The 20,024-nt window shown below is 63.1% G+C and carries 19 protein-coding genes; 8 read left to right on the forward strand and 11 right to left on the reverse strand.

The window, feature by feature from the left end; translation table 11 throughout:
• The first annotated feature begins 16 nt into the window (after positions 1–16).
• On the forward strand, positions 17–169 hold the full coding sequence (locus tag ABDZ98_RS05040; RefSeq protein WP_160589335.1) for a hypothetical protein: 153 nt from the start codon (positions 17–19) through the stop codon (positions 167–169).
• A 71-nt stretch (positions 170–240) separates the two neighbouring features.
• Here ABDZ98_RS05040 and ABDZ98_RS05045 read toward each other — a convergent pair whose 3' ends face one another.
• From ABDZ98_RS05045 to ABDZ98_RS05055, 3 genes are all read right to left on the reverse strand, one after another.
• A complete protein-coding gene (locus ABDZ98_RS05045) occupies positions 241–627 on the reverse strand; it encodes a hypothetical protein (RefSeq protein ID WP_343806061.1) in 387 nt (128 codons plus the stop codon).
• Positions 628–727: 100 nt separating this feature from the next.
• Positions 728–2,926: an outer membrane protein assembly factor BamB family protein gene (locus ABDZ98_RS05050; protein ID WP_160589337.1), complete on the reverse strand. Its 2,199-nt coding sequence runs from the start codon at positions 2,924–2,926 to the stop codon at positions 728–730.
• A 24-nt stretch (positions 2,927–2,950) separates the two neighbouring features.
• Positions 2,951–3,532 carry a nuclear transport factor 2 family protein gene (locus ABDZ98_RS05055; protein ID WP_237437306.1) on the reverse strand — a complete coding sequence of 194 codons (582 nt, stop codon included), beginning with the start codon at positions 3,530–3,532 and terminating at the stop codon, positions 2,951–2,953.
• 103 nt (positions 3,533–3,635) lie between these two features.
• Here ABDZ98_RS05055 and ABDZ98_RS05060 point away from each other — a divergent pair, with 103 nt between their 5' ends.
• From ABDZ98_RS05060 to ABDZ98_RS05080, 5 genes are all read left to right on the forward strand, one after another.
• A complete protein-coding gene (locus tag ABDZ98_RS05060; protein WP_160589338.1) occupies positions 3,636–5,651 on the forward strand; it encodes a TonB-dependent receptor domain-containing protein in 2,016 nt (671 codons plus the stop codon).
• Positions 5,652–5,727: 76 nt separating this feature from the next.
• Positions 5,728–7,194, forward strand: coding sequence for an aldehyde dehydrogenase family protein (locus ABDZ98_RS05065; protein WP_160589339.1), 1,467 nt, complete (start codon positions 5,728–5,730; stop codon positions 7,192–7,194).
• A complete protein-coding gene (locus ABDZ98_RS05070) occupies positions 7,191–8,291 on the forward strand; it encodes an NAD(P)-dependent alcohol dehydrogenase (RefSeq protein ID WP_160589340.1) in 1,101 nt (366 codons plus the stop codon). Before ABDZ98_RS05065 ends, ABDZ98_RS05070 begins: the two co-directional genes overlap by 4 nt.
• Positions 8,288–9,160, forward strand: a complete 873-nt coding sequence (locus tag ABDZ98_RS05075) for an alpha/beta hydrolase (RefSeq protein ID WP_160589341.1) — start codon at positions 8,288–8,290, stop codon at positions 9,158–9,160. Before ABDZ98_RS05070 ends, ABDZ98_RS05075 begins: the two co-directional genes overlap by 4 nt.
• Positions 9,157–9,516, forward strand: coding sequence for a GFA family protein (locus ABDZ98_RS05080; RefSeq protein ID WP_160589342.1), 360 nt, complete (start codon positions 9,157–9,159; stop codon positions 9,514–9,516). The genes ABDZ98_RS05075 and ABDZ98_RS05080 overlap by 4 nt, the downstream gene beginning before the upstream one ends.
• Before the next feature lie 2 nt (positions 9,517–9,518).
• Here ABDZ98_RS05080 and ABDZ98_RS05085 read toward each other — a convergent pair whose 3' ends face one another.
• On the reverse strand, positions 9,519–10,772 hold the full coding sequence (locus tag ABDZ98_RS05085) for an alpha/beta hydrolase (RefSeq protein ID WP_160589343.1): 1,254 nt from the start codon (positions 10,770–10,772) through the stop codon (positions 9,519–9,521).
• 172 nt (positions 10,773–10,944) lie between these two features.
• On the opposite strand from ABDZ98_RS05085, the gene ABDZ98_RS05090 reads away from it, so the two are divergent.
• The gene (locus ABDZ98_RS05090; RefSeq protein ID WP_237437351.1) at positions 10,945–11,133 is read left to right on the forward strand and encodes a hypothetical protein; all 189 of its coding nucleotides are present in this window, start codon (positions 10,945–10,947) and stop codon (positions 11,131–11,133) included.
• Positions 11,134–11,151: 18 nt separating this feature from the next.
• Here the strand turns inward: ABDZ98_RS05090 and ABDZ98_RS05095 are convergent, their stop codons facing one another.
• Together ABDZ98_RS05095 and ABDZ98_RS05100 are read right to left on the reverse strand one after the other, a co-directional pair.
• Positions 11,152–11,475 (reverse strand): TraR/DksA family transcriptional regulator, encoded by a 324-nt coding sequence (locus tag ABDZ98_RS05095; RefSeq protein WP_160589345.1) that lies wholly within the window; start codon positions 11,473–11,475, stop codon positions 11,152–11,154.
• 12 nt (positions 11,476–11,487) lie between these two features.
• Complete coding sequence (locus ABDZ98_RS05100) at positions 11,488–12,891, reverse strand: carotenoid oxygenase family protein (RefSeq protein WP_160589346.1); 1,404 nt, start codon at positions 12,889–12,891, stop codon at positions 11,488–11,490.
• 81 nt (positions 12,892–12,972) lie between these two features.
• Here ABDZ98_RS05100 and ABDZ98_RS05105 point away from each other — a divergent pair, with 81 nt between their 5' ends.
• Positions 12,973–13,530 carry a nuclear transport factor 2 family protein gene (locus ABDZ98_RS05105; RefSeq protein WP_160589347.1) on the forward strand — a complete coding sequence of 186 codons (558 nt, stop codon included), beginning with the start codon at positions 12,973–12,975 and terminating at the stop codon, positions 13,528–13,530.
• Positions 13,531–13,587: 57 nt separating this feature from the next.
• Here the strand turns inward: ABDZ98_RS05105 and ABDZ98_RS05110 are convergent, their stop codons facing one another.
• The 5 genes from ABDZ98_RS05110 to ABDZ98_RS05130 all read right to left on the reverse strand — a co-directional run bounded on the left by ABDZ98_RS05110 (position 13,588) and on the right by ABDZ98_RS05130 (position 20,001).
• Positions 13,588–13,917 carry a hypothetical protein gene (locus tag ABDZ98_RS05110; RefSeq protein ID WP_160589348.1) on the reverse strand — a complete coding sequence of 110 codons (330 nt, stop codon included), beginning with the start codon at positions 13,915–13,917 and terminating at the stop codon, positions 13,588–13,590.
• A gap of 122 nt (positions 13,918–14,039) precedes the next feature.
• Positions 14,040–15,539, reverse strand: coding sequence for a Ppx/GppA phosphatase family protein (locus ABDZ98_RS05115; RefSeq protein ID WP_160589349.1), 1,500 nt, complete (start codon positions 15,537–15,539; stop codon positions 14,040–14,042).
• On the reverse strand, positions 15,536–17,683 hold the full coding sequence (locus ABDZ98_RS05120) for an RNA degradosome polyphosphate kinase (protein ID WP_160589350.1): 2,148 nt from the start codon (positions 17,681–17,683) through the stop codon (positions 15,536–15,538). The genes ABDZ98_RS05115 and ABDZ98_RS05120 overlap by 4 nt, the downstream gene beginning before the upstream one ends.
• Positions 17,684–17,821: 138 nt before the next feature.
• A complete protein-coding gene (gene virB11 / locus ABDZ98_RS05125) occupies positions 17,822–18,865 on the reverse strand; it encodes a P-type DNA transfer ATPase VirB11 (protein ID WP_202385886.1) in 1,044 nt (347 codons plus the stop codon).
• A gap of 8 nt (positions 18,866–18,873) precedes the next feature.
• Complete coding sequence (locus ABDZ98_RS05130) at positions 18,874–20,001, reverse strand: TrbI/VirB10 family protein (protein ID WP_237437307.1); 1,128 nt, start codon at positions 19,999–20,001, stop codon at positions 18,874–18,876.
• Positions 20,002–20,024: the final 23 nt, after the last annotated feature.

Here is a 20,024-nt window from a genome sequence, read left to right on the forward strand (position 1 = left end):
CCTCCAGAGGAATATTATGACAATCCAGACCAGCGTGCGCACTCCGCGCACCACACTTTCGCTGCCTTTTGGCGGTCGGAAGCCCGTTTCGCATACCGCGCCGCAGCATTGCTCGAGCGCGCTGAGCGAACGGGAACTGCGGCGCCTCGTCGCCGCCATGATCGACTGACAATCATCACCACGGGGTGGTGGGCGAAATCCTGCCACCCCGCTGGGTAAGCCGCCTTTGCGGCACCAGACCTAATTTACCGGACTGATTGTAACGACCGAGCCGTCTTCCATGATGGCAGTGCGTGAGCCGTATTCATTGGCTTCGCCAATCACATAGCACCACGGCCGGTCTTCCGCCTTCAGCGACAGCAGGCAGGTCCGTTCTTCGGCAAAGATCCACAATCCGCGATCCGCGCTATCTACTCCCGCAATGCGTTCATAACTGCCATCGGCGCGAAGGATAATCGTGCTCTGCGTGCCATCGGGATAGGTGAATTCCCATCTCCCGGCATGCTGTTCCAGCGTGATTCCGGCTTTTGCCGTCTCACCCTGTATGGACCCGGGCGTTGCCGCTTCGGCTGCATTGGTGGCCGCGTTCTGTTCGGGCGCCTGCCTGCCACAGGAAGACAGGGCCAAGAGCAAGATGGCGCAGGCGATCGGTGTCCTCATCCAGTTATGCGTCCCTTGCTTTCTTGCTGTTGGGCGGATGCTAGCCGCCAATGGTTAGCAATTCCTGTTATTCTCCTATGCCAATGGCGGCCAGCATGGCCTGATCGGGGTCCAGCGCCGCGCCGGCAGGAAAATCGTTGGCTTCCAGAAGATAGGCAATCACGGCCAGATACTGGCTGTCGGGCAGCGATCCGCCTGCGGCCACCGGCATGTTGCCGCGCGTATAGGCGAACAGGTCGCCCACGGACTTGCCGCGCCAGTTGGCCATGAATGCGCCACCTTTCAGCGTGGGTGAACCTGGCGCGGGCTGGAAATCCACCCCGTGGCAGGCCGCGCAGGCGCGTTCATACACCGCCTGTCCCGCGCGTGCCTGGGCAGCCGAATACACGCCATCCGCCGTATGCCGGGCAAAGCCGCCACCCGGATTGTTCAGCGCCGGATTGTTCAGGGCCGGATCGACGGAGGACAGGCGGCCTGCCGGATTGATCGGCGCGCGATAGGGACCGGCATGACCGATACCCGCCTGCGGCAGGGCGAACACATACAGCGTGTTCTGCGTGCCATGCGTCAGTTCGGGGGTGAAGCTGTCATTCAGCCAGCGCCCGGTTGAAACCGCCACATATTGCTGGCCATCGACTTCGAACGTTGCCGGATAGCCGGTGACGCTGGAGCCAAGGTTCATCTCCCACAGCACTGCGCCATCGTGTTGGTCCATCGCGCGGAAGCGCCCGTCGGCATCGCCTGCAAACAGCAACCCACCGCCGGTCGTCATCAGCGACTGCATTCCTGTGCGGGTGGAAAATTCCCACAATGTGCGGCCGGTCACGGCATTGACCGCGTGGATCACGCCCACATTATTGTTGGCGCCCGGCGCGATATACTGGCGCGAAGACATGCCATAGACGCCCGGATTATCCGCCGGGTCGAGCGCGGCCATCTCCGCACAGCTGTTGTTGGAGGTGAGATACATGGTGCTGGTGAGCGGGCTGTAGGCCCCCGCCGGATAATTGGTGCCGCCCGATGGGGCCGGGCACACGGTCAGCTTTGCGCCAAAGGCAGTGAAGATCGTCTCCGGGTTCACGGTCACGCGGCCCGTTGCCCCGTCAATATCGCCGACAACGTTCTGGTGAATGGTCGGGCGCGCCCACAGGAACTGCCCGGTTTCGCGGTCGAGCGTGTAGATCACCCCGGTCTTGCCGGGTACGCCGGTCAGCACCTTGTAGGTGCGGCCCGCCTCGATGGCGGGATTGATCCAGGTGACTTCGGAAGGATCGGGTGCCACCGCCTCATCCACCAGCATGCGCGGGAAGGGATGATCCAGGTCCCAGTGATCCACCAGATGCTGGTAATGCCACACGATCCGCCCCGTCTCCACATCCAGCGCGAGGGTGGAATTGTGGTAGAGGTAATCGTAATCCGGCCCCGCCAGCGATATCTTGGGCGCAGGTGCGGAAACTGACGTGCCCATATAGATCAGCCGCAGTTCGGGATCATAGCTGGCCACCATCCATGCACCCACCTGCTGGCGGTCTTCCAGCGGCACGCCGCCCCATGTGGCATCGTTGGGATCATCGCCGCGGGCGATGGTGCTGGTGCGCCAGACTTCCTCGCCCGTCAGCGCATTATGCGCGGTGATGACGCAGGCATCGGGCCCGCCCTCAGGCTCGCAACTGCGCCCGGTGATGGCGAGGCCTTCGGCAATGATCGGGCCGGAGCTTTGCTTGGCACCGTTGCGGTAATCCATGATCCTGGTTTCCCACACCATTTCCCCGGTGCGGGCGTCGAGCGCATAGATATAGTCATCCGCGCCATTGGCGATGATCAGATTGCCATAGATCGCCAGATTGCGGTTGGTATCCCAGACAGGCAGGTAATTGCCGATGTCCTCGGGAATGTCGCGGCGGTACTGCCAGATCAGCTGGCCAGAGCGGGCATCGATCGCTTCGATCACATCGCCCGGCGCGGGGAAATACATCACCCCGTCATGCACCAGCGGCGTGCCTTCCTGCGATCCTGTATTGAGCGGCCGCGCCCACACCATGCGCAGGCTGGCCACATTGTCGCGGGTGATCTGCGCCAGCGGGGAATAGCCCCAGCTATCCAGCGTGCGCCGCCAGCTGAGCCAGTCAGCCGGATCGGGGTTCTGGATGTCCGCATCGGTCACGGGGGTGAAATCGCTCAATGTCTGGCCACCGGCCTGCGCTATGGCCAGCACCCCGATTGCAACTCCCAGACTGGCCTTTGCGGCCCAGTTCGTCACGGCCATGCCGCTCTCCCCATGATTATAGTGCTATTCTTCCAGACGCTGTGAATTGGGATCGATCGGCGTATCGCTCTTCAGCATCGGGTCCCAATGTTCGGCGATCTTGCCGTCCTCGATCCGGTAGAGATCGAACCAGGTCGAATAATAGGTCGCGCCGTTCGCATCGGCTTCCGTGCGCACGAAGGCGGTGGTGACAAAATCGCCCTCTGCTAGCAGGTTGATCAGCGGCAGTTCCAGCTTGTCCTCAAGCGCGCGTTCGGGCCGCGTGTTGCGGATGTATTCCTGAACACCCGCCAGACCCTGTCCGGCGTTGGGATTGTGCTGGATGTAATCGTCGGCGATGAACTCTCCCGCGCGGTCGGCATAGCCGCCCTGCAACACGATGCGGTACATGTCATAGACCAGCCGCTTGTTCGCCGCGAGCTGCGGATCGTCGCTGGCAAGAAGCGCTGTGTGATCCTGTGGCACAGCGGGCGGCGTGGCGGTCATGTCGGTCTCTCCCTCGCTCGCAGGCGCGGGCGCTGCGGCGGTTTCTTCAGTGTCTGTCAGCTTGTTGTCAGAGCAGCCAGCCAGCAAGGCGGCGGCGATGCAAAGCGTCAAAATGCGCATCCAATTCCCCTCTCCGATTGCCTTCCTGCCATTGCCGGGGTGACGCGGCAAGCATGAGACGCTAAAGCGCGCCGGACAAAATCAATTTGGGATGATTTCCACCATGAAAACCCTGCTCCTTGCCAGCACTGCAACCATGCTGATCGCCGCTCCCGCTTTCGCACAGGAGGAGCCCGCGGATCCGGCAGAAGAGACAGTCATCGTCGTGCTGGGCGATGGCCTGGCAGAAACGCCCGCCACGCCCGCCTATTCGCATGTCGAGATTGAGCGTGAGCAGATCGTCAGCTCTGGTTCGGGCCGTCTGGAAGACGTGCTGAGCAATGTCGCCGGCTTCCAGCAATTCCGCCGTTCGGACAGCCGTTCGGCCAATCCCACGGCGCAGGGCGCCACGCTGCGCGCGCTTGGCGGCAATGCCACCAGCCGCGCGCTGGTGTTGCTGGACGGCGTGCCGATGACCGATCCGTTCTTCGGCCATATCCCGTTCAGCGCCATTGCGCCTGAGCGGCTCGGCCTCATCCACGTCACGCGTGGCGGCGGTTCCGGCCCGTTCGGCTCGGGCGCTCTAGCTGGCACGATAGAGCTCAACAGCGCCGATGCTTCCGCGCTTGGCCTGTTCACCGGACAGGTGCTGGCCAACCAGCGTGAAGACACCGAAATGTCCGCCAGCATCGCGCCGGAATTTGGCAATGGTTATGCCGTGTTCAGCGGTCGGTGGGATCGCGGCGATGGCTTCTTCACCACGCCTCTGGCGGACCGTGTGCCCGCCACCAGCCGCGCCAATTTTGATGACTGGTCCGCCAGCGGACGCCTTGTGCAGAGCCTTGGCCCGGTAGAATTGCAGCTGCGCGGTTCGGCTTTCGAGACCAGCCGCACGCTGCGTTTCGAAGGCGCGGACAGCACCACATCAGGTGAAGATGTCAGCCTGCGACTGGTCAGCCGCGGATCATGGCAGGTGGACGCGCTGGCCTATGCCCAGTGGCGCAATTTCAGCAATATCATCGTGTCCTCCACCCGCTATGTGCCCGTTCTCGACCAGAAGAACACGCCTGCGGAAGGGCAGGGCGGCAAGATCGAGGTGCGCCCGCCCGTGGGTGATGACATGACGCTGCGCCTTGGTGCCGATTTCCGCCGCAGCGCGGGCGACCTGTTCGAAGATGCCTACAGCGCCTTCTCCGGCAACTTGACCGAGGAACGCTTTGCCGGCGGTGTGAACACCAACTTCGGCCTGTTTGCAGAGAACGATATCGAGCTTGGCCCGGTCACGCTGACCGGCGGCCTGCGCGCAGACCGCTATGCGATCAAGGATGGCTATTACCGCAGCTTCACCGGTGCGGGCGCGCCGGTGCGCAATGACAGCTATGCCAATCGCTCCGACTGGGAAGTGACTTGGCGCGCGGGCGCCCTGGTTCAGGCCAATGATGTGATCACCTTCCGCGCGGCGGCCTATACCGGCCTGCGCCTGCCCACCCTGAATGAGCTGTACCGCCCGTTCGTGGTCTTCCCGGTGACGACCAATGCCAATGAGAACCTCGTTCCCGAAAAGCTGGAAGGCTATGAAGTCGGGGCCGATTTCGCGGTCGATCCCGGCACGCGCTTTTCCGTCACCGTGTTCGACAACAAGGTGAAGAACGCCATCGCCAATGTCACCATCGCCACCAACCTGCGTGAACGGCAGAATCTGGATGCGATCGATGCCTTCGGGGTGGAATTTGCCACATCCGTGCAGCGCGGACCGTGGGGATTTGATGCCAGCATGGCGCTTACCAATTCCGAAGTGCGCGGCACCGGCTTTGCCGCCGGTCTGGATGGCCTCACGCCGTCGCAGACGCCCAAGTTCTCCGCCAGTGCCACGGCCAGCTATCGCGCCGACAACGGGATGAACTTTGCCGCCACGCTGCGCCATGTCTCCAGCCAGTTCGAGGACGATCAGGAAACCGACGTTCTGCCTGCCGCCACCACGGTGGATCTGTTTGCGCAAATGCCGGTCGCGGGCCGCCTTTCGGCTGTCGCCCGGGTGGAGAACCTGTTCGATGAGACGATCGTCACGCGCAACCAGGGCGGATCGATGGATATCGGCGTGCCGCAGACCGTCTGGCTGGGCCTGCGCTACGGCTTCTGATCCTGTTGCATAGGGAAATTTCCCTATTCTCGGCTGGCCTGAGAGATTAGGTTCACTGGCAAACAGGGAGGATCAAATGGCATCACGGCCTGCCGTGCTGAATGTGCGCAATCCACGCAGTGGCGAAGTCGATTTCCAGCTGCAGGTTTCATCGCGGGAGGAGGTAGCAGCCAAGGCTGCACGCCTGCGTGAAAACCAGATCGCATGGGAGGCGATGGGCGTGGATGCGCGCTGCGGCGTCATGGCGCGCTGGCTGGAGGTGGTGAAAACCCGCGCTGGCGACATTGGCGAGGCCGATGCGCACGATACCGGCGGCTGCCACACGTCATACGTCCAGGGCTTCATCACCATGGCCAATGTGGGCGGCTGGCTGCAGGATGCGCCAAAGGCTTTCGCCGACCTGAAATGGGAAGGCAAAAGCTTCACCATGCCCAGCGTGGAGCTGGAATCGCAGGTTGTCGCCATGCCGCTGACCGGGGTGATCAGCCCGTGGAACGCCCCGCTGATGCTGGCGTTGCTGGATGCGGTGCCGGCACTGTTTGCCGGCTCCGCCGTGTTGCTGAAGCCCAGCGAAGTGACCCCGCGCGTGATCGAGACATTGTTTGAAACCGTGCGCGAAGTGCCCGAACTGGCAGCGGTGTTCGATTACGTCTCCGGCGCGGCCGACGTTGGCCAGGCGCTGATTGCCGAGGTCGATACGATCTGCTTCACCGGCTCCGTCCCCACGGGCCGCAAGGTGGCGATTGCCTGCGCCGAACGGCTGATCCCGTGCAATCTGGAACTGGGCGGCAAGGACCCGTGCATCGTCACCGAAAATGCCGATCTGGACCGCGCGGTAACCTCGGTGCTGCGCGGCGCGGTCTATGCCACGGGGCAGGTCTGCTATTCGATTGAGCGGGTCTATGTGCACGAGAGCGTGCACGATGCATTCGTGGCGAAGCTGGTGGAGCAGGCGCAGGCCGTGCGCCTCAATTCCGATAATCCGCGTGCCGGCCATATCGGTCCCTTCACCTTCGCCCCGCAGGCAGAGATCGTCACCCGCCACATCGCCGATGCCGTGGCCAAGGGCGCCATGGTGCTGACCGGCGGCGCGGTGGAGAATATTGGCGGCGGGCTGTACCTGCGCCCCACGGTGCTGACCGGCGTGACGCATGACATGGAGATCATGCGCGATGAGACTTTCGGGCCGTGTATCCCGGTGATGGCCTATTCCGACACCGAGGAGGCGATCCGGCTGGCCAATGATACGCAGTTCGGCCTTACCGCCAGCGTGATCGCGGGCGATGCGGAGGAGGCCAAGGCCATCGGCAGGCGCATCAATGCGGGCGGAATCTTCCTGCAGGACACGTTCCTGACGTTCGCCAAATTGCGCACTTTCGGGTCTGACAGCTTCGGCTGGTCGGGCCACGGCGCCCCGCGCATCGGACCGGAATCGCTGCGCCGCTTCCTGCGCCGCAAGAGCCTGATGGTGCAGCATGGCGATGTTGCCAATATCCAGAACGATCATCATCTGGGACCGCCCCCGGGGAGGCCGGAAGCATGAAAATCACCGCCGCACTCAGCGGACGAGGCGGCGATGCGCCGCAATTGACCGAGCTTGAGCAGGAGGAACCGCGCGCTGGCGAGATGCGCATCCGCCTGGTCGCCACCGGTATCTGCCACACCGATCTGCATGAACATCCCGGACGCCATTCGCCGCAACCCATTGTGCTGGGCCATGAAGGCGCAGGCGTGGTGGAGAAACTGGGTGAGGGGGTGACCGGTTTCGCACTGGGCGATCACGTGATCCTGAGCGGTAACAGCTGCGGTAAATGCCCGTCATGCCTCGATAATCGTCCCACCTATTGCGATCTGGCCATGCCGCTGTGCTTTGGCGGAAAGCGCCTCGATGGCTCCACTGCGCTGTGCAGCGACGGGGCTGCAATCCACTCGCATTTCTTCGGCCAGTCGAGCTTTGCCACCCACTCCATCGTGCCCCAGCGCACGGCGGTGAAGATGGACAAGGATCTGCCGCTGGAGAAGCTGGGACCGCTTGGCTGCGGGATCATAACCGGGGCTGGCGGGGTCATAGAGGCGTTGAAAGTCGGCTATGGCGACACAATCGCCATCTTCGGGACCGGAGGCGTGGGCCTTTCGGCAGTGATGGCGGCCAGGCTGGTGGGCGCCAGGCGCATCGTTGCGGTGGACCTTGACCCCGTCCGGCTGGAACTGGCGCGTGAATTTGGCGCGACCGATTGCCTGCCCGGCGATGAAGATGATCTTGCCGCCAAGATCCGCGGCATCACCGGGCGCGGTGTGGATTTCACCTTCAACACCACCAATGTGCCGAGCGTTCACACTCTGGCGCTGGACGTGCTGGCGATGAACGGCACCGCCGGCTTCGTGGCCGCGCCGCGCGGCGAATGGGCGCCGCAGATGTTCGGCATGCTGGCGGGCGGCAAGCAGTTGCGCGGCATATTGGGCGGCGATGCCCATCCCGGCATTTTCCTGCCCAAGCTGGCCGATTACTGGCGGCAGGGGCGCTTCCCGTTTGACCGCATGATCAGCTTCTACCCCTTTGCCGATATTTCCCGTGCCTTTGCCGATGCGCACAGCGGCAAGGCAATCAAGCCCGTGCTGTTGATGGAGACACCTGAATGACGCCAGATATGCGCGCAAGACTGCAAGCATTTGGTCCCGATCTCTCGCCAGAAATGCTCGGCGGGACACAAGCCATGATGGCGGCCATCAACAAGGGCCTGCACCCAGAGACCAAGGTCGTGCGCGATCTGTCCTATGGCCCGGATGAGCGGCACAAGCTTGATATCTTCTCCATGCTGTCCCCCAGGGATGCACCGGTTCTGGTGTTTGTCCACGGTGGCGGTTTCGTGATGGGGGACAAGCATACCGAAGGCTCCCCCTTCTATTCCAACATGGGCGATTTTGCTGCCCGGCACGGCATGGTGGGGGTGACGATCACCTATCGGCTTGCCCCGGCGCACAAATACCCCGCCGGACCTGAAGACCTCAAGCTGGTGGTCGAATGGCTGCGTGAGAATATCGCCAGCCACGGCGGCAATCCGGACAAGATCGTGCTGGCCGGACAGTCCGCCGGGGCAACGCATGTGGCAGGCTATGTCGCGCACCGTCAGCATCATGCGGTGGAGGGCGGCGGCATTGCCGGTGCCGTTCTGATGAGCGGGATCTACGACACCATGACTGCCGAGCCCAACAGCTTTGCAGAGGCCTATTACGGCGAAGATCGCAAGGGCTGGGGGCCTGCTTCGTGCATGGCGGGCATGCTCAATTCATCGATCCCGTTGCAGTTTTCAGTCGCCGAATTCGACCCGGACGATTTTCACCGCCAGGCAGCGCAAGTGGTGACCCAGTTCACGCAGGCGCAGGGCCGCTACCCGGAAATGCATTTCCTCTCCGGCCACAACCACCTCTCGCCCGCGCTTTCCATCGGCAGCGACCAGCTGGAGACAGAGACCATGGTGGCAGACTTCGTGCGGCGCGTTACCCGGTGACGCGCGAGCGGGCGGACTATCAGGGCAGCTGCCATTGCGGGGCGGTGAAATTCGCCATCACCAGCGATTTCCCTGAGCTGACCACCTGCGACTGTTCGATCTGCCGCAAGAAGAATGCGCTGATGGTGCGCGTGCATGAGGATGATTTCCGCCTGCTTTCGGGTGAGGAAAGCCTGCGCGAATATCGCTTTCACACCGGCACGGCGCGGCATTTCTTCTGCGGGACCTGCGGCATCTACACCTTCCACCGCAAGCGCATGATGCCAGACAGCTATGGCGTGAATGTCTTCTGCCTGGATGATTTCGATCCCGCCGGAATCCCGCTGCGCGAAACGCACGGGACGCAGCTGCCCTGATCTCAGCGCAGCTGGTCGCGGAACAGATCGCGCATGGTCTGGCGCATGATCTGGTTGCTGATCGATGCGCGCTTGTCGAAAGCGTGTTCGGCCAGCGGCAGGGTGATCAGCCGCGCGGGCGCGCCAACCCTGCGGGCATTTTCAAACCAGTAATTGGCGGCATCGATCTGCACCGTTGAATCGTTGGTACCGTGCAGCACCAATGCCGGCGGCGCTTCCGGCGTCAGATATTGCACCGGGTCCAGGCTGGCATAGCGCTCAGGATATTCGCGCGGTGTGCCGCCGGTATAGAAGGATGCCATGCGCCGGGATGCGGGTGCATATTCGAAATGCGGATTGTCGTGGAAATCGGCCACGCTGATCACCGGATAGATGGCGCCGATTGCAGCCACTTGCGCCGCTTCGCCATCGCACGACACGGGCAATGTGCCATCCGCACGGCGATAACCTGCGTTGAGGGCGAGATTGCCGCCCGCCGATTCTCCCAGGACCGCGATCCGCTTGCCATCGCCGCCCCAGCGCTGCGCATTGGAGCGGATCCATGCGAGGGCGCAGCCGATTTCGCCCAAAGTGCGATCCCAGCGATGATCGTCCTGCGTGGACAGGCCATATTCGAGCGAGATGACCAGAAAGCCCTGATCGGCGAACCAGCCCAGATCGTCTCCGCGCGTCAGATAACTCCCGCCGGTAAAGCCGCCGCCGTGGATATAGGCGAGGACTGGTGCATCGCCGGCACCACCGGCAGGCGGGTAAATGGCGAAGTCCAGCTGCTTGCCGTTGTTGTCGGTGACCGAATCCCGGATCGTCGAAACCGGCGTTCGCACAATGGCGACAGGGTCCAGCAGCGGCAGGAGAGACACGGTAACATCGTTCTGCCAGGCGACCGCCACCATCCGTGCCGCGCCTGCCAGCGACAGCACGGTGCTGACCGCGCCCGCCGTTATCAGCACTTTCCCGGCGCCGCGACGCCAGCCGCCGAACGATGCCAGCACGATGCTGGCCAGCAGCGGAACTGCGACCATATAGACCGTATAATGGGTGATGGCAGACGACCCGCGCGATCCCAGATAGGGGATGGACGGGAACCAGGCCCCGGCCGCGTTCAGTGCGGAGGCGATGATTGCCACCACCGAGATTACGATCAGCACGGTGCGCACCACGAACATGGGGCGCACGCTTGCGGGCGCGGCGGCGGGGGCCTGCGTGTCCTGCGTCCCCTGCTGCGGCGCGGCCGGAAGTGTGTTCTCAATTGCCATGGTCGATCTGCTTACCGGGCCGAGCATTAGCGCACTCCCGTCAGCATTTGGTTAAACCGGCCCGGCGGGCGCATTTTGCCCGCAGCATTTCATGGACAGCGGCGGCGGATGGCGTAATCTGGTGCAATCAAGGCCGGCACATTCCGACCGGCCACAAGGCAGGAGAATGCATGTGTTCGTAAAATTCGTAAGCGTCGACAGGGTCCCGGTCGTCGTCAACGCGTCGCAGGTCTCCTTCATCTCCTCGGTCGAGGACGGAACGCGCATCCGCTTTGGCGAAGGGCGCAGCGTCACGGTGACCGAGCCGATGGATGAAGTGCTCCACCGGCTCGACCAGACGCATCAATTGCCCAAGATTTAGGCCGAAACCCGCTAACGATCAGACCTTGCGCGCGCAGTCTATGCACAAGGCGGCTTCGGGCCGCGCGGCAAGGCGATTGGCGGAGATATCATCGCCGCACTGCATGCAGGTGCCATAGCTGCCGTCTTCCACCCGCAGCAGGGCGCGCCGGGTCGAGGCGACATCGCGTGAGACGATGGCCGCCTGGCCTTCCAGCGATTCGTCATCTTCCATCTGCACCGCGCGTTCGGATGAATCGGGATCGAGCGGTTCGGCCAGATCGCGCTCAATATGGCTCAGGCGCGTTTCGAGTTCGGCCAGCTGCGCTTCCAGCACGGCCTTGGCCTTGGTCAGATCAGTCATTCCCATATTCTCCTATGCGGGCATCCAGCAGCCGTGAAACGCCATCGGCTGGGCAAAAGGCAGTTTGATTGTGGCGAGTGGCGGACGGCTGACATCATTGCCATCCAGAATCAGCAGATCCATGCGCTTTTCCGCCATGCGGTCAACCGCGACAAGCACGAAACCATCGCCTTCGGCGCTATAGGCAGAGCGCGGCACGAACAGCGGTTCCTGCGATGCGGCGCCTTCCAGCTCATGCACTTTGACCTCGCCTGTCTCCCAGTCGATCTGGCCGATGCCCATCTGCGGGAAATCGCGCAGGGCAAAATAGCCGGTGCGATATTTCTCCATCGCGAAGCGGTCATCGATGCGGGGCATGTCGCCCAGCGCGCCATTGACCGGGTGCAGTGAAACCGCCTCACTATCGGGCTTGGAAAGATCGAACACGATGCGGGTGATCTGGGTGATGGTTTCCGCCGGGGCAGGCTGGTTGCCGTGCTTGTCCTTGAAGAAGCTGAAGCAGTTTCCGGGCGAACACGGCGTATCGATGATGACTTTGGTGCCCTCGCTATAGGCGTTCATCACATGGCCCATCACGATGCCGGGAATATCGAACCAGCGCATCTGATCGGGCGTGCCACCGCGCGGCATGATCCCCCATTTGCTCGGCAGGTCAGGATCGTACTGGTAATAATCGCCGCCCGCCCGCAGCCGCGCATCGCTGGCGGTCAGCGGCATGATCGGGAAGATCAGGTGCTCGCGCGTCACGCCCCAGTCATGGCTCAGGCCGGGATAGGGGGTGTGGAACCAGTTCTCGCGGATCAGCCTGCCCGACTTGTCGAACACGTGCAGGCTGGCATCGGTGGTCGGCTCTCCGCCGGCAAAAACCCCGTAGCTCCACCATTCGCCGGTCTTGGGATCGATCTTGGGATGGGCGGTCAATGCGGTCGACTTCAGCGTGCCGAACTCGCCGATCTCCAGCGTGTCGAGCGTTTGCGGATCGAGCCTGTAGGGCCGCGAATCCTCGCGCAGGGCGTACAGCTCGCCGTGGTGAGCAAAGGCATAGGTGTTGCCGGTGTTGTCACGGTTGGGGAGGTTGGAGACGCTTTCATCGTCGGAATACTTGTTGCGATAGGCACCGTACAGCCGCCGCCGCGCCTCCCGCTCCGCCTTCAGGCGCTGGGTCTGCACGTAGCGGCTGCGATAGCTGACATGGCCATTGTCGAAGCGGAACATGGAGAACATGCCATCGCCGTTGAGGATGATGTCATCCTCCAGCGTGGGGAACTGGCGATCACCGCCGGTGCGATAATAGGCACCCTGCAACTCGGCCGGAATTTCGCCTTCCACTTCGCATTCAAAGACATCGGCTTCAAAACGCATCGGCATGCGCTTTTGCAGGCCGAAACTGTGAAAGGCCTGAAATACTTCCGGCATCGCTCTCTCCCTTGTGATAGCCCGTGATTCAAATAGCATTAGGCGCGCAAATCAAGCGCGCATTTGACGGGAGGCAAATTGATGAACCAGCCGTGCTGGCCAGATGGGGTGCCGCAGATCATGCCGGCGGACGACCGCGGGGAGATAGAGGAGCTTTATGCCCGCTATGCCTGGGGCATCGATCTGGCGGATGAGGAACAGGCGATCGGCACTTTCGCCCGCGATGCCGAATTCGATCACCTGTGGCAGGGCAAGGTGAAGGGCCATGATGCCATTCGCGAGAATCTGCGCAGCCTTTGGTACGATCGCCAGCACTGGTGGTATGGCCGCCAGCACCTGATGAGCCAGTTCATCATGGACCCGCATGAAGAAGGCGCGCGGGTGCGGTGCTTTTTCCAGATCATCCAGTGGAACGCCGATTACCGCACCAATTTCGTGTTCGGCATCGGCACGCGCGACGATCGGCTGATCCGCGAAGACGGGCGCTGGAAGTTCTGGCGCCTGACGGTCAATGCATGGACCGATGTGGACCAGATCCCGTGGAAGGGGGAGCGCACCTTGCCCCAGCGCCCGCCCTACCGCAGCGAACCTGCCGACACGCGGCCTTTTCACGAACAGTCACAGGACAAGTTCGCCTGAAGGTTAGGGGTGCAGGGTAAGGAGCGCGGACGGCCCGGCTATATGGCTGTTCGCGCCTTACTTCTTGTCCTTCTGACCCGGAATTCTGGCCAGCTTGCGCTTCTTGCCGCCTGATTTCCCGGAGGCGGACGCCTTCTTCTTCTTCTTTTTCTTCCCGGTTTCAGCAGACTTTGCCAGCACCGCCTCTGCCAGACGGCGCACCGTGGAAACCTTGGGGCGAAAATCGCGCGCCAGCACGCCCTTGGCCAGTGCTTTCACATCCAGCGAATCCTGATCCACGGCGGTAGCGGCTGCGGCTGCGGGGGCGGCTTCAGGGGCGGCTTCAGGGGCGGGGGGCAGCGTATCATTCGCTGCATGTGGAGCCTGGGTCGATGCCTTTGAAACCATGTCTGTCCTCGATGAATAGGTGGTCGCACAGCAGACCTGTTTTGCGCAGGCCCTGCAACAATTGCGTAACATGGTCACAAAAATGTCAAGGAGTCCTCACCCGCAACTCCGGCGGGGAGCGGTCAGGCCTGGCCGATGCGCAGTTCAGGTTCGCAATTGAGCCACAGCGCCAGCGTCTTGAGATCGGATTGCACGCTGTCCGATGCCAGCTGTTCGCGGCTTTCGTCCAGCCACAGCACCAACCTGCCATCGTCGCGGGTGAGGCGGCTGGTGAGCATGGAGGCACGCGATCCCGCGCCGATCCGGCGGCACAGGCGGAACGCCAGCCCCCATCCCGCCGCCTCGCGCAGTTCCTCCTCCTCCGCCAGTTGCAGCAGTTCCAGCGTGGGTTCGGGCTTGCCGCAAGCCCCGCGCAGGGCAGCGCCGATGATCGCGCGGCCCTTGTGATCAAGGCCCAGCCAGCGCTTGTCCATCGCCCAGTCGAACGAATGCCGCAGCCGCATGTTCGGCTCCAGCCGCGCCTGCGCCATCGCCAGCATGATCGATGCCATGCGCAGCCGCTCCAGCGCCTTGTCATTGCCCGCCACCACGCCCGAAGTCCAACCCGCGATCATCGCCGCAGCGCTGAGCGAGGCGCCGCGCGGAGCCACGAAATGGGCGATAGCGGCCAGCAGCGGATCCTGCTCGCGCGCGGCGGGTTCCAGCTGTTGGAACAGCAGGCCTTCGCGCAGGCCCCATGATGAAATCACGATGCCATCGGGCTTGAGCGTGGAGAGGATCACCCGCAGCATGGCCGCGGCATCGGGCAGGCCCGCAGCGCGTGAAGAGGATATTCCGCTGATCGAACTGAGCTGCGCGGGCTGCATCTGCATCAGCTTGCGGGCGACCTTCTCCGCCTCCTCGTTGGAAAGGCAATAGGCTTGCGGATCGGAAAGCGGATATTTGCTGCGGTACATGGAAAAGGCGGCAAAGGCGCGCCACGTCCCGCCCACCAGATACAGCGGGCCATCCAGATGCCGGGCCCAGTCCGCGCCGACCAGCTCCTTGTTCACCGCCTTGCGGAACGCTGCCTCACCCTTTTCGCGCAGGGCAGGCAGGCGCAATGTGCCCAGCGGCAGGGATACGCCATCATGGCTGGTGCCATCGCCGATGGCCACCAGTTCCAGGCTGCCACCGCCAAGATCGGCCACCACGCCCTGTGCGCCGGGAAAGGCACCGATCACGCCATAGGCTGAAATAGTGGCCTCTTCCTCACCCGTCAGCAGGCGCGGTTGCAGGCCAAGCGCGCGCACCCGTTCGAGAAACTCGAGGCCGTTGCGGGCATCGCGCACCGCTGCGGTTGCCACCACCTGCACATCGCGCACATCAATATCGGAAAGGATCGCGGCAAAGCGGGCCAGCCCCGAGAGCGCCAGATCCATCGCCTTGTCCGGCATGGAGCCGGTGGATGCCAGGTCGCGGCCCAGCTTGGCGGTGACTTTTTCGTTCAGCCAGACGTTGGGTGCGCGGCGCGATCCGGAATAGATCACCAGACGCACCGTGTTGGAACCGATATCGATGACTGCACGATCGGGCCGGTCACCTACCCCGCCATTCAGCGTGCCCCTGCGGATAGCTGTCACATGCCGCCCTTGCGCAGCGTCAGTTTGGGAATGCGGCTGTCCTTGAGAGCGCCGCCGCGACCGGAGAGGGATGGATTGACCATGAAATATTCGTGGCAGTTGAACGGCTCGCCGTCATCCTCCACGCGTTCATATTCCCCGGTTTCCCCATCCAGCAGCCAGCTTTGCTCGGTATCCAGCAAATTGGCCAGCAGCACCTGTTCCAGCACCTGATCGTGCACGGTGGGATTGGTGATCGGCACCAGCGTTTCCACCCGGCGGTTGAGGTTGCGGCTCATCGCGTCGGCGCTGGAGATATAGATCTTCGCCTGATCGCTGGGCAGCGGCTCGCCGCCCGCAAAGGCCCAGATACGGCTGTGTTCCAGAAAGCGCCCGATGATCGATTTCACGCTGATATTGTCAGACAGGCCGGGTACACCGGGACGCAGGCAACAGATGCCGCGCACCACCAGCACAATCCGCACCCCCGCCTGACTGGCCTCGTAAAACCGGTCTATGATGCCTTTTTCAGTCAGCGAATTGAGCTTTACCCAGATCGCGGCGGGCCGTCCGGCCTGTGCATTGGCGATCTCATTATCGATATTCTCATAAAGCTTCTCGCGCAGGTTCAGCGGCGAGATGGCAATGCGTTCAAGGTCCGGAGGCTCGACATAGCCGGTGATGAAATTGAACAGGCGCGAGGCATCGCGGCCGAATGCCGGATCGGCGGTGAAATACGACAGGTCGGTGTAAATCTTGGTGGTCACCGGGTGGTAATTGCCGGTGCCGAAATGGCAGTATGTGCGGTATCCGCCGTCTTCCGCGCGCACGACCATGGAAATCTTGGCGTGGGTTTTCCAGTCCACGAAGCCATAGATCACCTGCACGCCCGATCGTTCCAGCTCGCCCGCCCATTTGAGGTTCTGTTCTTCGTCAAAACGGGCCTTCAGTTCGACCACGGCAGTGACCGATTTGCCCGCCTCGGCAGCGGCGCACAGCGCATTGATGACGGGCGATTGCTGACCGGCGCGATAAAGCGCCTGCTTGATCGAAACCACCGCCGGATCGGCGGCCGCCTGGCGCAGGAAATCGACCACCACTTCGAAGCTTTCATAGGGGTGGTGGACCACGATGTCCTTTTCGCGAATGGCGGCGAAGCAATCGCCGTCATGTTCCATCACGCGTTCGGGATAGCGGGGTGTGTAGGGGGTGAATTTCAGGTCCGGGCGGTCTTCGTCGACCACGCTGGCAAGGCCGGCAATGCCCAGCATGCCTTCGGTATTGGTGACCAGCGCCTGTTCCAGCCCCAGCCTGTCACGCAGCAATTCCTCCGCGGCGGCATCGAAGCTTTCGTCGATCTCCAGCATGATCACCTGTCCGCGGCGGCGGCGCTGGATGGCGCTGCGGAAATAGCGGACCAGGTCTTCTGCCTCTTCCTCCACTTCGATATCGCTGTCGCGCAGCAGGCGGAAAACGCCGTCTCCCTCTATCCGGAAGCCGGGGAACAGCAGTGTGGCGAAACGGCAGATCAGGCGTTCTATGGCGACATAGATCGCTTCCTCGCCCGGCACGCGGATGAAACGCGGCAGGGCAGAGGGGATCAGCACCATTTCCACCAACTGGCTGCCATCTTCCTCACGCACAAGGTTGAACAGCGCGCCAATGCCGAGGTTGGAAACGAACGGGAAGGGATGCGCCGGGTCGATCGCCTGCGGCGTGATCACCGGCATGATGTGATCGAGGAAATAGCGCCGCAGCCAGTTCTCCGCCTCGGTATCGATACGGTCTTCGCCCTTGATGTGGATGCCGTTGGCTTCCAGCAGCGGGCGCAATTCCGAAAGCGTGCGCTGCTGCATCGTTTCCAGTTCGCGCACCTTGGCGTTGATCGCCGCCAGTTGCTGGCTGGGGGTCTTGCCGTCGATCGAAACCTGGCCCACGCCGGATCGCACCTGTCCGGCCAGTCCGGCCACGCGGATCATCATGAATTCATCGAGATTGCTGCCCGAAATGGACAGGAAGCGCAGCCGCTCCAGCAGCGGATAGGCGGGATTGCATGCCTCTGCCAGCACGCGCTCATTGAACGAAAGCCAGCTCAGCTCGCGGTTGAAATAGCGGTCTTCCGGGCTCAGCCGGTCCGCTGCCGTGGTGTGGGGGGCGGTGCTCATCGCCTCATTTTCAAATATTGCCCGATGTTCAATTCATGCCTGCCTGTTGTCATCAGGATGTGGCCTTTTTGCCTGCCGCGCGCAAGACACTGGCCGCGCATGTCACAGCCTCTGGCTCAGGTCTTGAGCCTTCAAGGTTCAGGCGATTTCGCTGGAGCGGGCAATCGCGCTGATCCCGCGCTTGCCATTGCTGCGGTCCAGCTGGACGATCACGTCGATCACGCTGGCGGCATAGGCGATGGTGTCGCTGCGGGTCAGGCCGATACCGGTCTGCATCACCATCAGGCTCAGCTGTTCCAGCGCGCCGCGCAGGCTGTTGGCGTGAATGGTGGAGAAACTGCCGGGATGGCCGGTGTTGATGGCGCGCAGGAAGGATACGCTCTCCGCGCCGCGCAATTCGCCCAGGACGATGCGGTCCGGGCGCAGGCGCAGGGCCGATTGCAGCAGTTCGTTGGCGGTCACCTTGGCCTCACCCAGTTCGCCCTTCACGGCCACCAGTCCCACGCCATTGGCGCCCGGCAGCTTGAGCTCGGGCGTGTCTTCCACCAGCACCACGCGCTCTTCACGCGGGATTTCGCCCAGCATGGCGTTGAGGAAAGTGGTCTTGCCGGTGCTGGTGCCGCCGGAGATCAAAATGGTCTTTCGCGCGGCAATGGCGGCGCGCAGGAAGGCGATCGGCTGCTCCACGGGATCGGGCATGTCATGCTCGGCCTGCTGGTGCAGCGGCCCCGCATCATAGGCATCCAGCGGCAGGTCCAGCCGGCGGTGACGACGGATCGCCATCGCCCAGTGCTTGCGCGTGGCGGGCGGACCGCAAAACTGCACGCGCGCGCCGTCGGGAAGCGTGGCCCCCAGCAATGGATGCTCGCGGTTGATACCCTGGTGGCTGACGCGCGCGACCTGTTCGGCCAGACGCTGCACCAGCTTGTCATCCACCTGCGGTGCTTCCACGCGCTGCATGCCGGGGCGCGCGGCATCTTCCACCCAGATCTCTCCGGGCCGGTTGACCAGAATTTCAGTCACCGTGTCACGGTCCAGCCATTCACGGAACGGTGCCAGATAGGCGTCGAGATAGACAGAGCCGCTGGCCACAAGCGGCTCAGCGGGTGCAGCGCCGCCGTCCTGTGCAACCGGCGCAGTGCCTTCCGACATCTCACCCAATTTGTGTATCCTGGCGCTCATGACTGGTGTCAGACCTGCGGTGCCTGGCTGAAATCCAGATCGCGCGCGGTGAACACGCGGATCGGTTCACCCTGCCGCACGCGCACCGTGGGCGGGCGCTGGCCGTCCTGCTGGAGCGCGGTCGAGGCGGCGCTCTCTCCGCCGCCAAGAACTATCGAAGCGCCGCCGCCGGCAATGGTGGTCAGCCCGCTGATGACAGACAGCAACATGGCGGACCCAAAGCGGGAGAAGAAGTGGCTGTTGACGTCGCCCGCAAGGCCGGTGGTGCCGTCAAAGCCGGTGGCCGGGCTGGCAAGGTTGACCGAAACGCCATCGGGCCGGATCAGCCGGGTCCAGATGACATAGGCGCGCTTTTGCCCGGCTTGCAGGCCGGACTGATACTGGCCGACAAGGCGGCTGGAGCGCGGCACGAGGATGCGGCTGCCATCGAAGCTGCGCACGTCCTGGCTCACCACCGCGCGGACATAGCCGGGCACATCGGTATCGATGGCGGTTTCCAGAATGGCCGGGATCATCGTGCCCTGCGTCACCGTGGTGGCGGGGTTCACATCGCTGCGCGCCATTGCCGGTCCGCCGCCAACGCCGCCGATCCGGGCGGCGAAATCGCCAGCCGAGCCGGAGCCGGGAATCGTGCCGCCCTCACCAGTTGCGGATATTGCTGCTTCTGCCAGCGCGGACACATTGCTGGGAGCGACACCGGCATCGAACACCAGAGTGGGCGAGGAATAGGGATTGATGGCGGGCTGGTAACCTTCCAGCGGCGGCTGCGCCAGCACGGGCGCGGGACCGACGCCGACCTGTGCCTGCTCCGATCCGGCATTGGCGCTGGGCAGGCTGGTGATATCGGTCGCCGGCGCGGGCACGATGGCGGCAGCAGGCTGCGCAGCGGCGGGTGCAGCGGCTTCACCGCCGTCATTCATGCGGCTGGCATAGAAACCGTAAAATGTCGCGCCACCGATCAGCGCTACAATGGCGACACCGGCGGCAAGGGTCAGCGCATCGGACTTGCCCCTGCGGTTGGCCACTACGGGATAGGATGTGCGGCTGGCGAGATCGATCACCTCGGCAGAGGCATCCTCACGCGGGTCCGTATCGCGGGGCGCATTCTTTTCGGGCAAGCGCATTGCAAGCTTCATCGGATTTCCTCCACGTCTTCCGT

It is taken from the genome of Alteraurantiacibacter aestuarii (assembly GCF_039523595.1).
Classification (GTDB): domain Bacteria; phylum Pseudomonadota; class Alphaproteobacteria; order Sphingomonadales; family Sphingomonadaceae; genus Alteraurantiacibacter; species Alteraurantiacibacter aestuarii.

What these genes read in the sequence shown, in the direction of transcription:
- ABDZ98_RS05110 (WP_160589348.1), bottom strand. Translation starts at nt 13,917, where the DNA reads ATGGTTTCAAAGGCATCGACCCAGGCTCCACATGCAGCGAATGATACG.
- ABDZ98_RS05065 (WP_160589339.1), top strand. Translation starts at nt 5,728, where the DNA reads ATGGCATCACGGCCTGCCGTGCTGAATGTGCGCAATCCACGCAGTGGC.
- ABDZ98_RS05085 (WP_160589343.1), bottom strand. Translation starts at nt 10,772, where the DNA reads ATGGCAATTGAGAACACACTTCCGGCCGCGCCGCAGCAGGGGACGCAG.
- ABDZ98_RS05070 (WP_160589340.1), top strand. Translation starts at nt 7,191, where the DNA reads ATGAAAATCACCGCCGCACTCAGCGGACGAGGCGGCGATGCGCCGCAA.
- ABDZ98_RS05060 (WP_160589338.1), top strand. Translation starts at nt 3,636, where the DNA reads ATGAAAACCCTGCTCCTTGCCAGCACTGCAACCATGCTGATCGCCGCT.
- ABDZ98_RS05040 (WP_160589335.1), top strand. Translation starts at nt 17, where the DNA reads ATGACAATCCAGACCAGCGTGCGCACTCCGCGCACCACACTTTCGCTG.
- ABDZ98_RS05055 (WP_237437306.1), bottom strand. Translation starts at nt 3,532, where the DNA reads ATGCGCATTTTGACGCTTTGCATCGCCGCCGCCTTGCTGGCTGGCTGC.
- ABDZ98_RS05050 (WP_160589337.1), bottom strand. Translation starts at nt 2,926, where the DNA reads ATGGCCGTGACGAACTGGGCCGCAAAGGCCAGTCTGGGAGTTGCAATC.
- ABDZ98_RS05105 (WP_160589347.1), top strand. Translation starts at nt 12,973, where the DNA reads ATGAACCAGCCGTGCTGGCCAGATGGGGTGCCGCAGATCATGCCGGCG.
- ABDZ98_RS05100 (WP_160589346.1), bottom strand. Translation starts at nt 12,891, where the DNA reads ATGCCGGAAGTATTTCAGGCCTTTCACAGTTTCGGCCTGCAAAAGCGC.
- virB11 (WP_202385886.1), bottom strand. Translation starts at nt 18,865, where the DNA reads ATGAGCGCCAGGATACACAAATTGGGTGAGATGTCGGAAGGCACTGCG.
- ABDZ98_RS05130 (WP_237437307.1), bottom strand. Translation starts at nt 20,001, where the DNA reads ATGAAGCTTGCAATGCGCTTGCCCGAAAAGAATGCGCCCCGCGATACG.
- ABDZ98_RS05120 (WP_160589350.1), bottom strand. Translation starts at nt 17,683, where the DNA reads ATGAGCACCGCCCCCCACACCACGGCAGCGGACCGGCTGAGCCCGGAA.
- ABDZ98_RS05095 (WP_160589345.1), bottom strand. Translation starts at nt 11,475, where the DNA reads ATGACTGATCTGACCAAGGCCAAGGCCGTGCTGGAAGCGCAGCTGGCC.
- ABDZ98_RS05075 (WP_160589341.1), top strand. Translation starts at nt 8,288, where the DNA reads ATGACGCCAGATATGCGCGCAAGACTGCAAGCATTTGGTCCCGATCTC.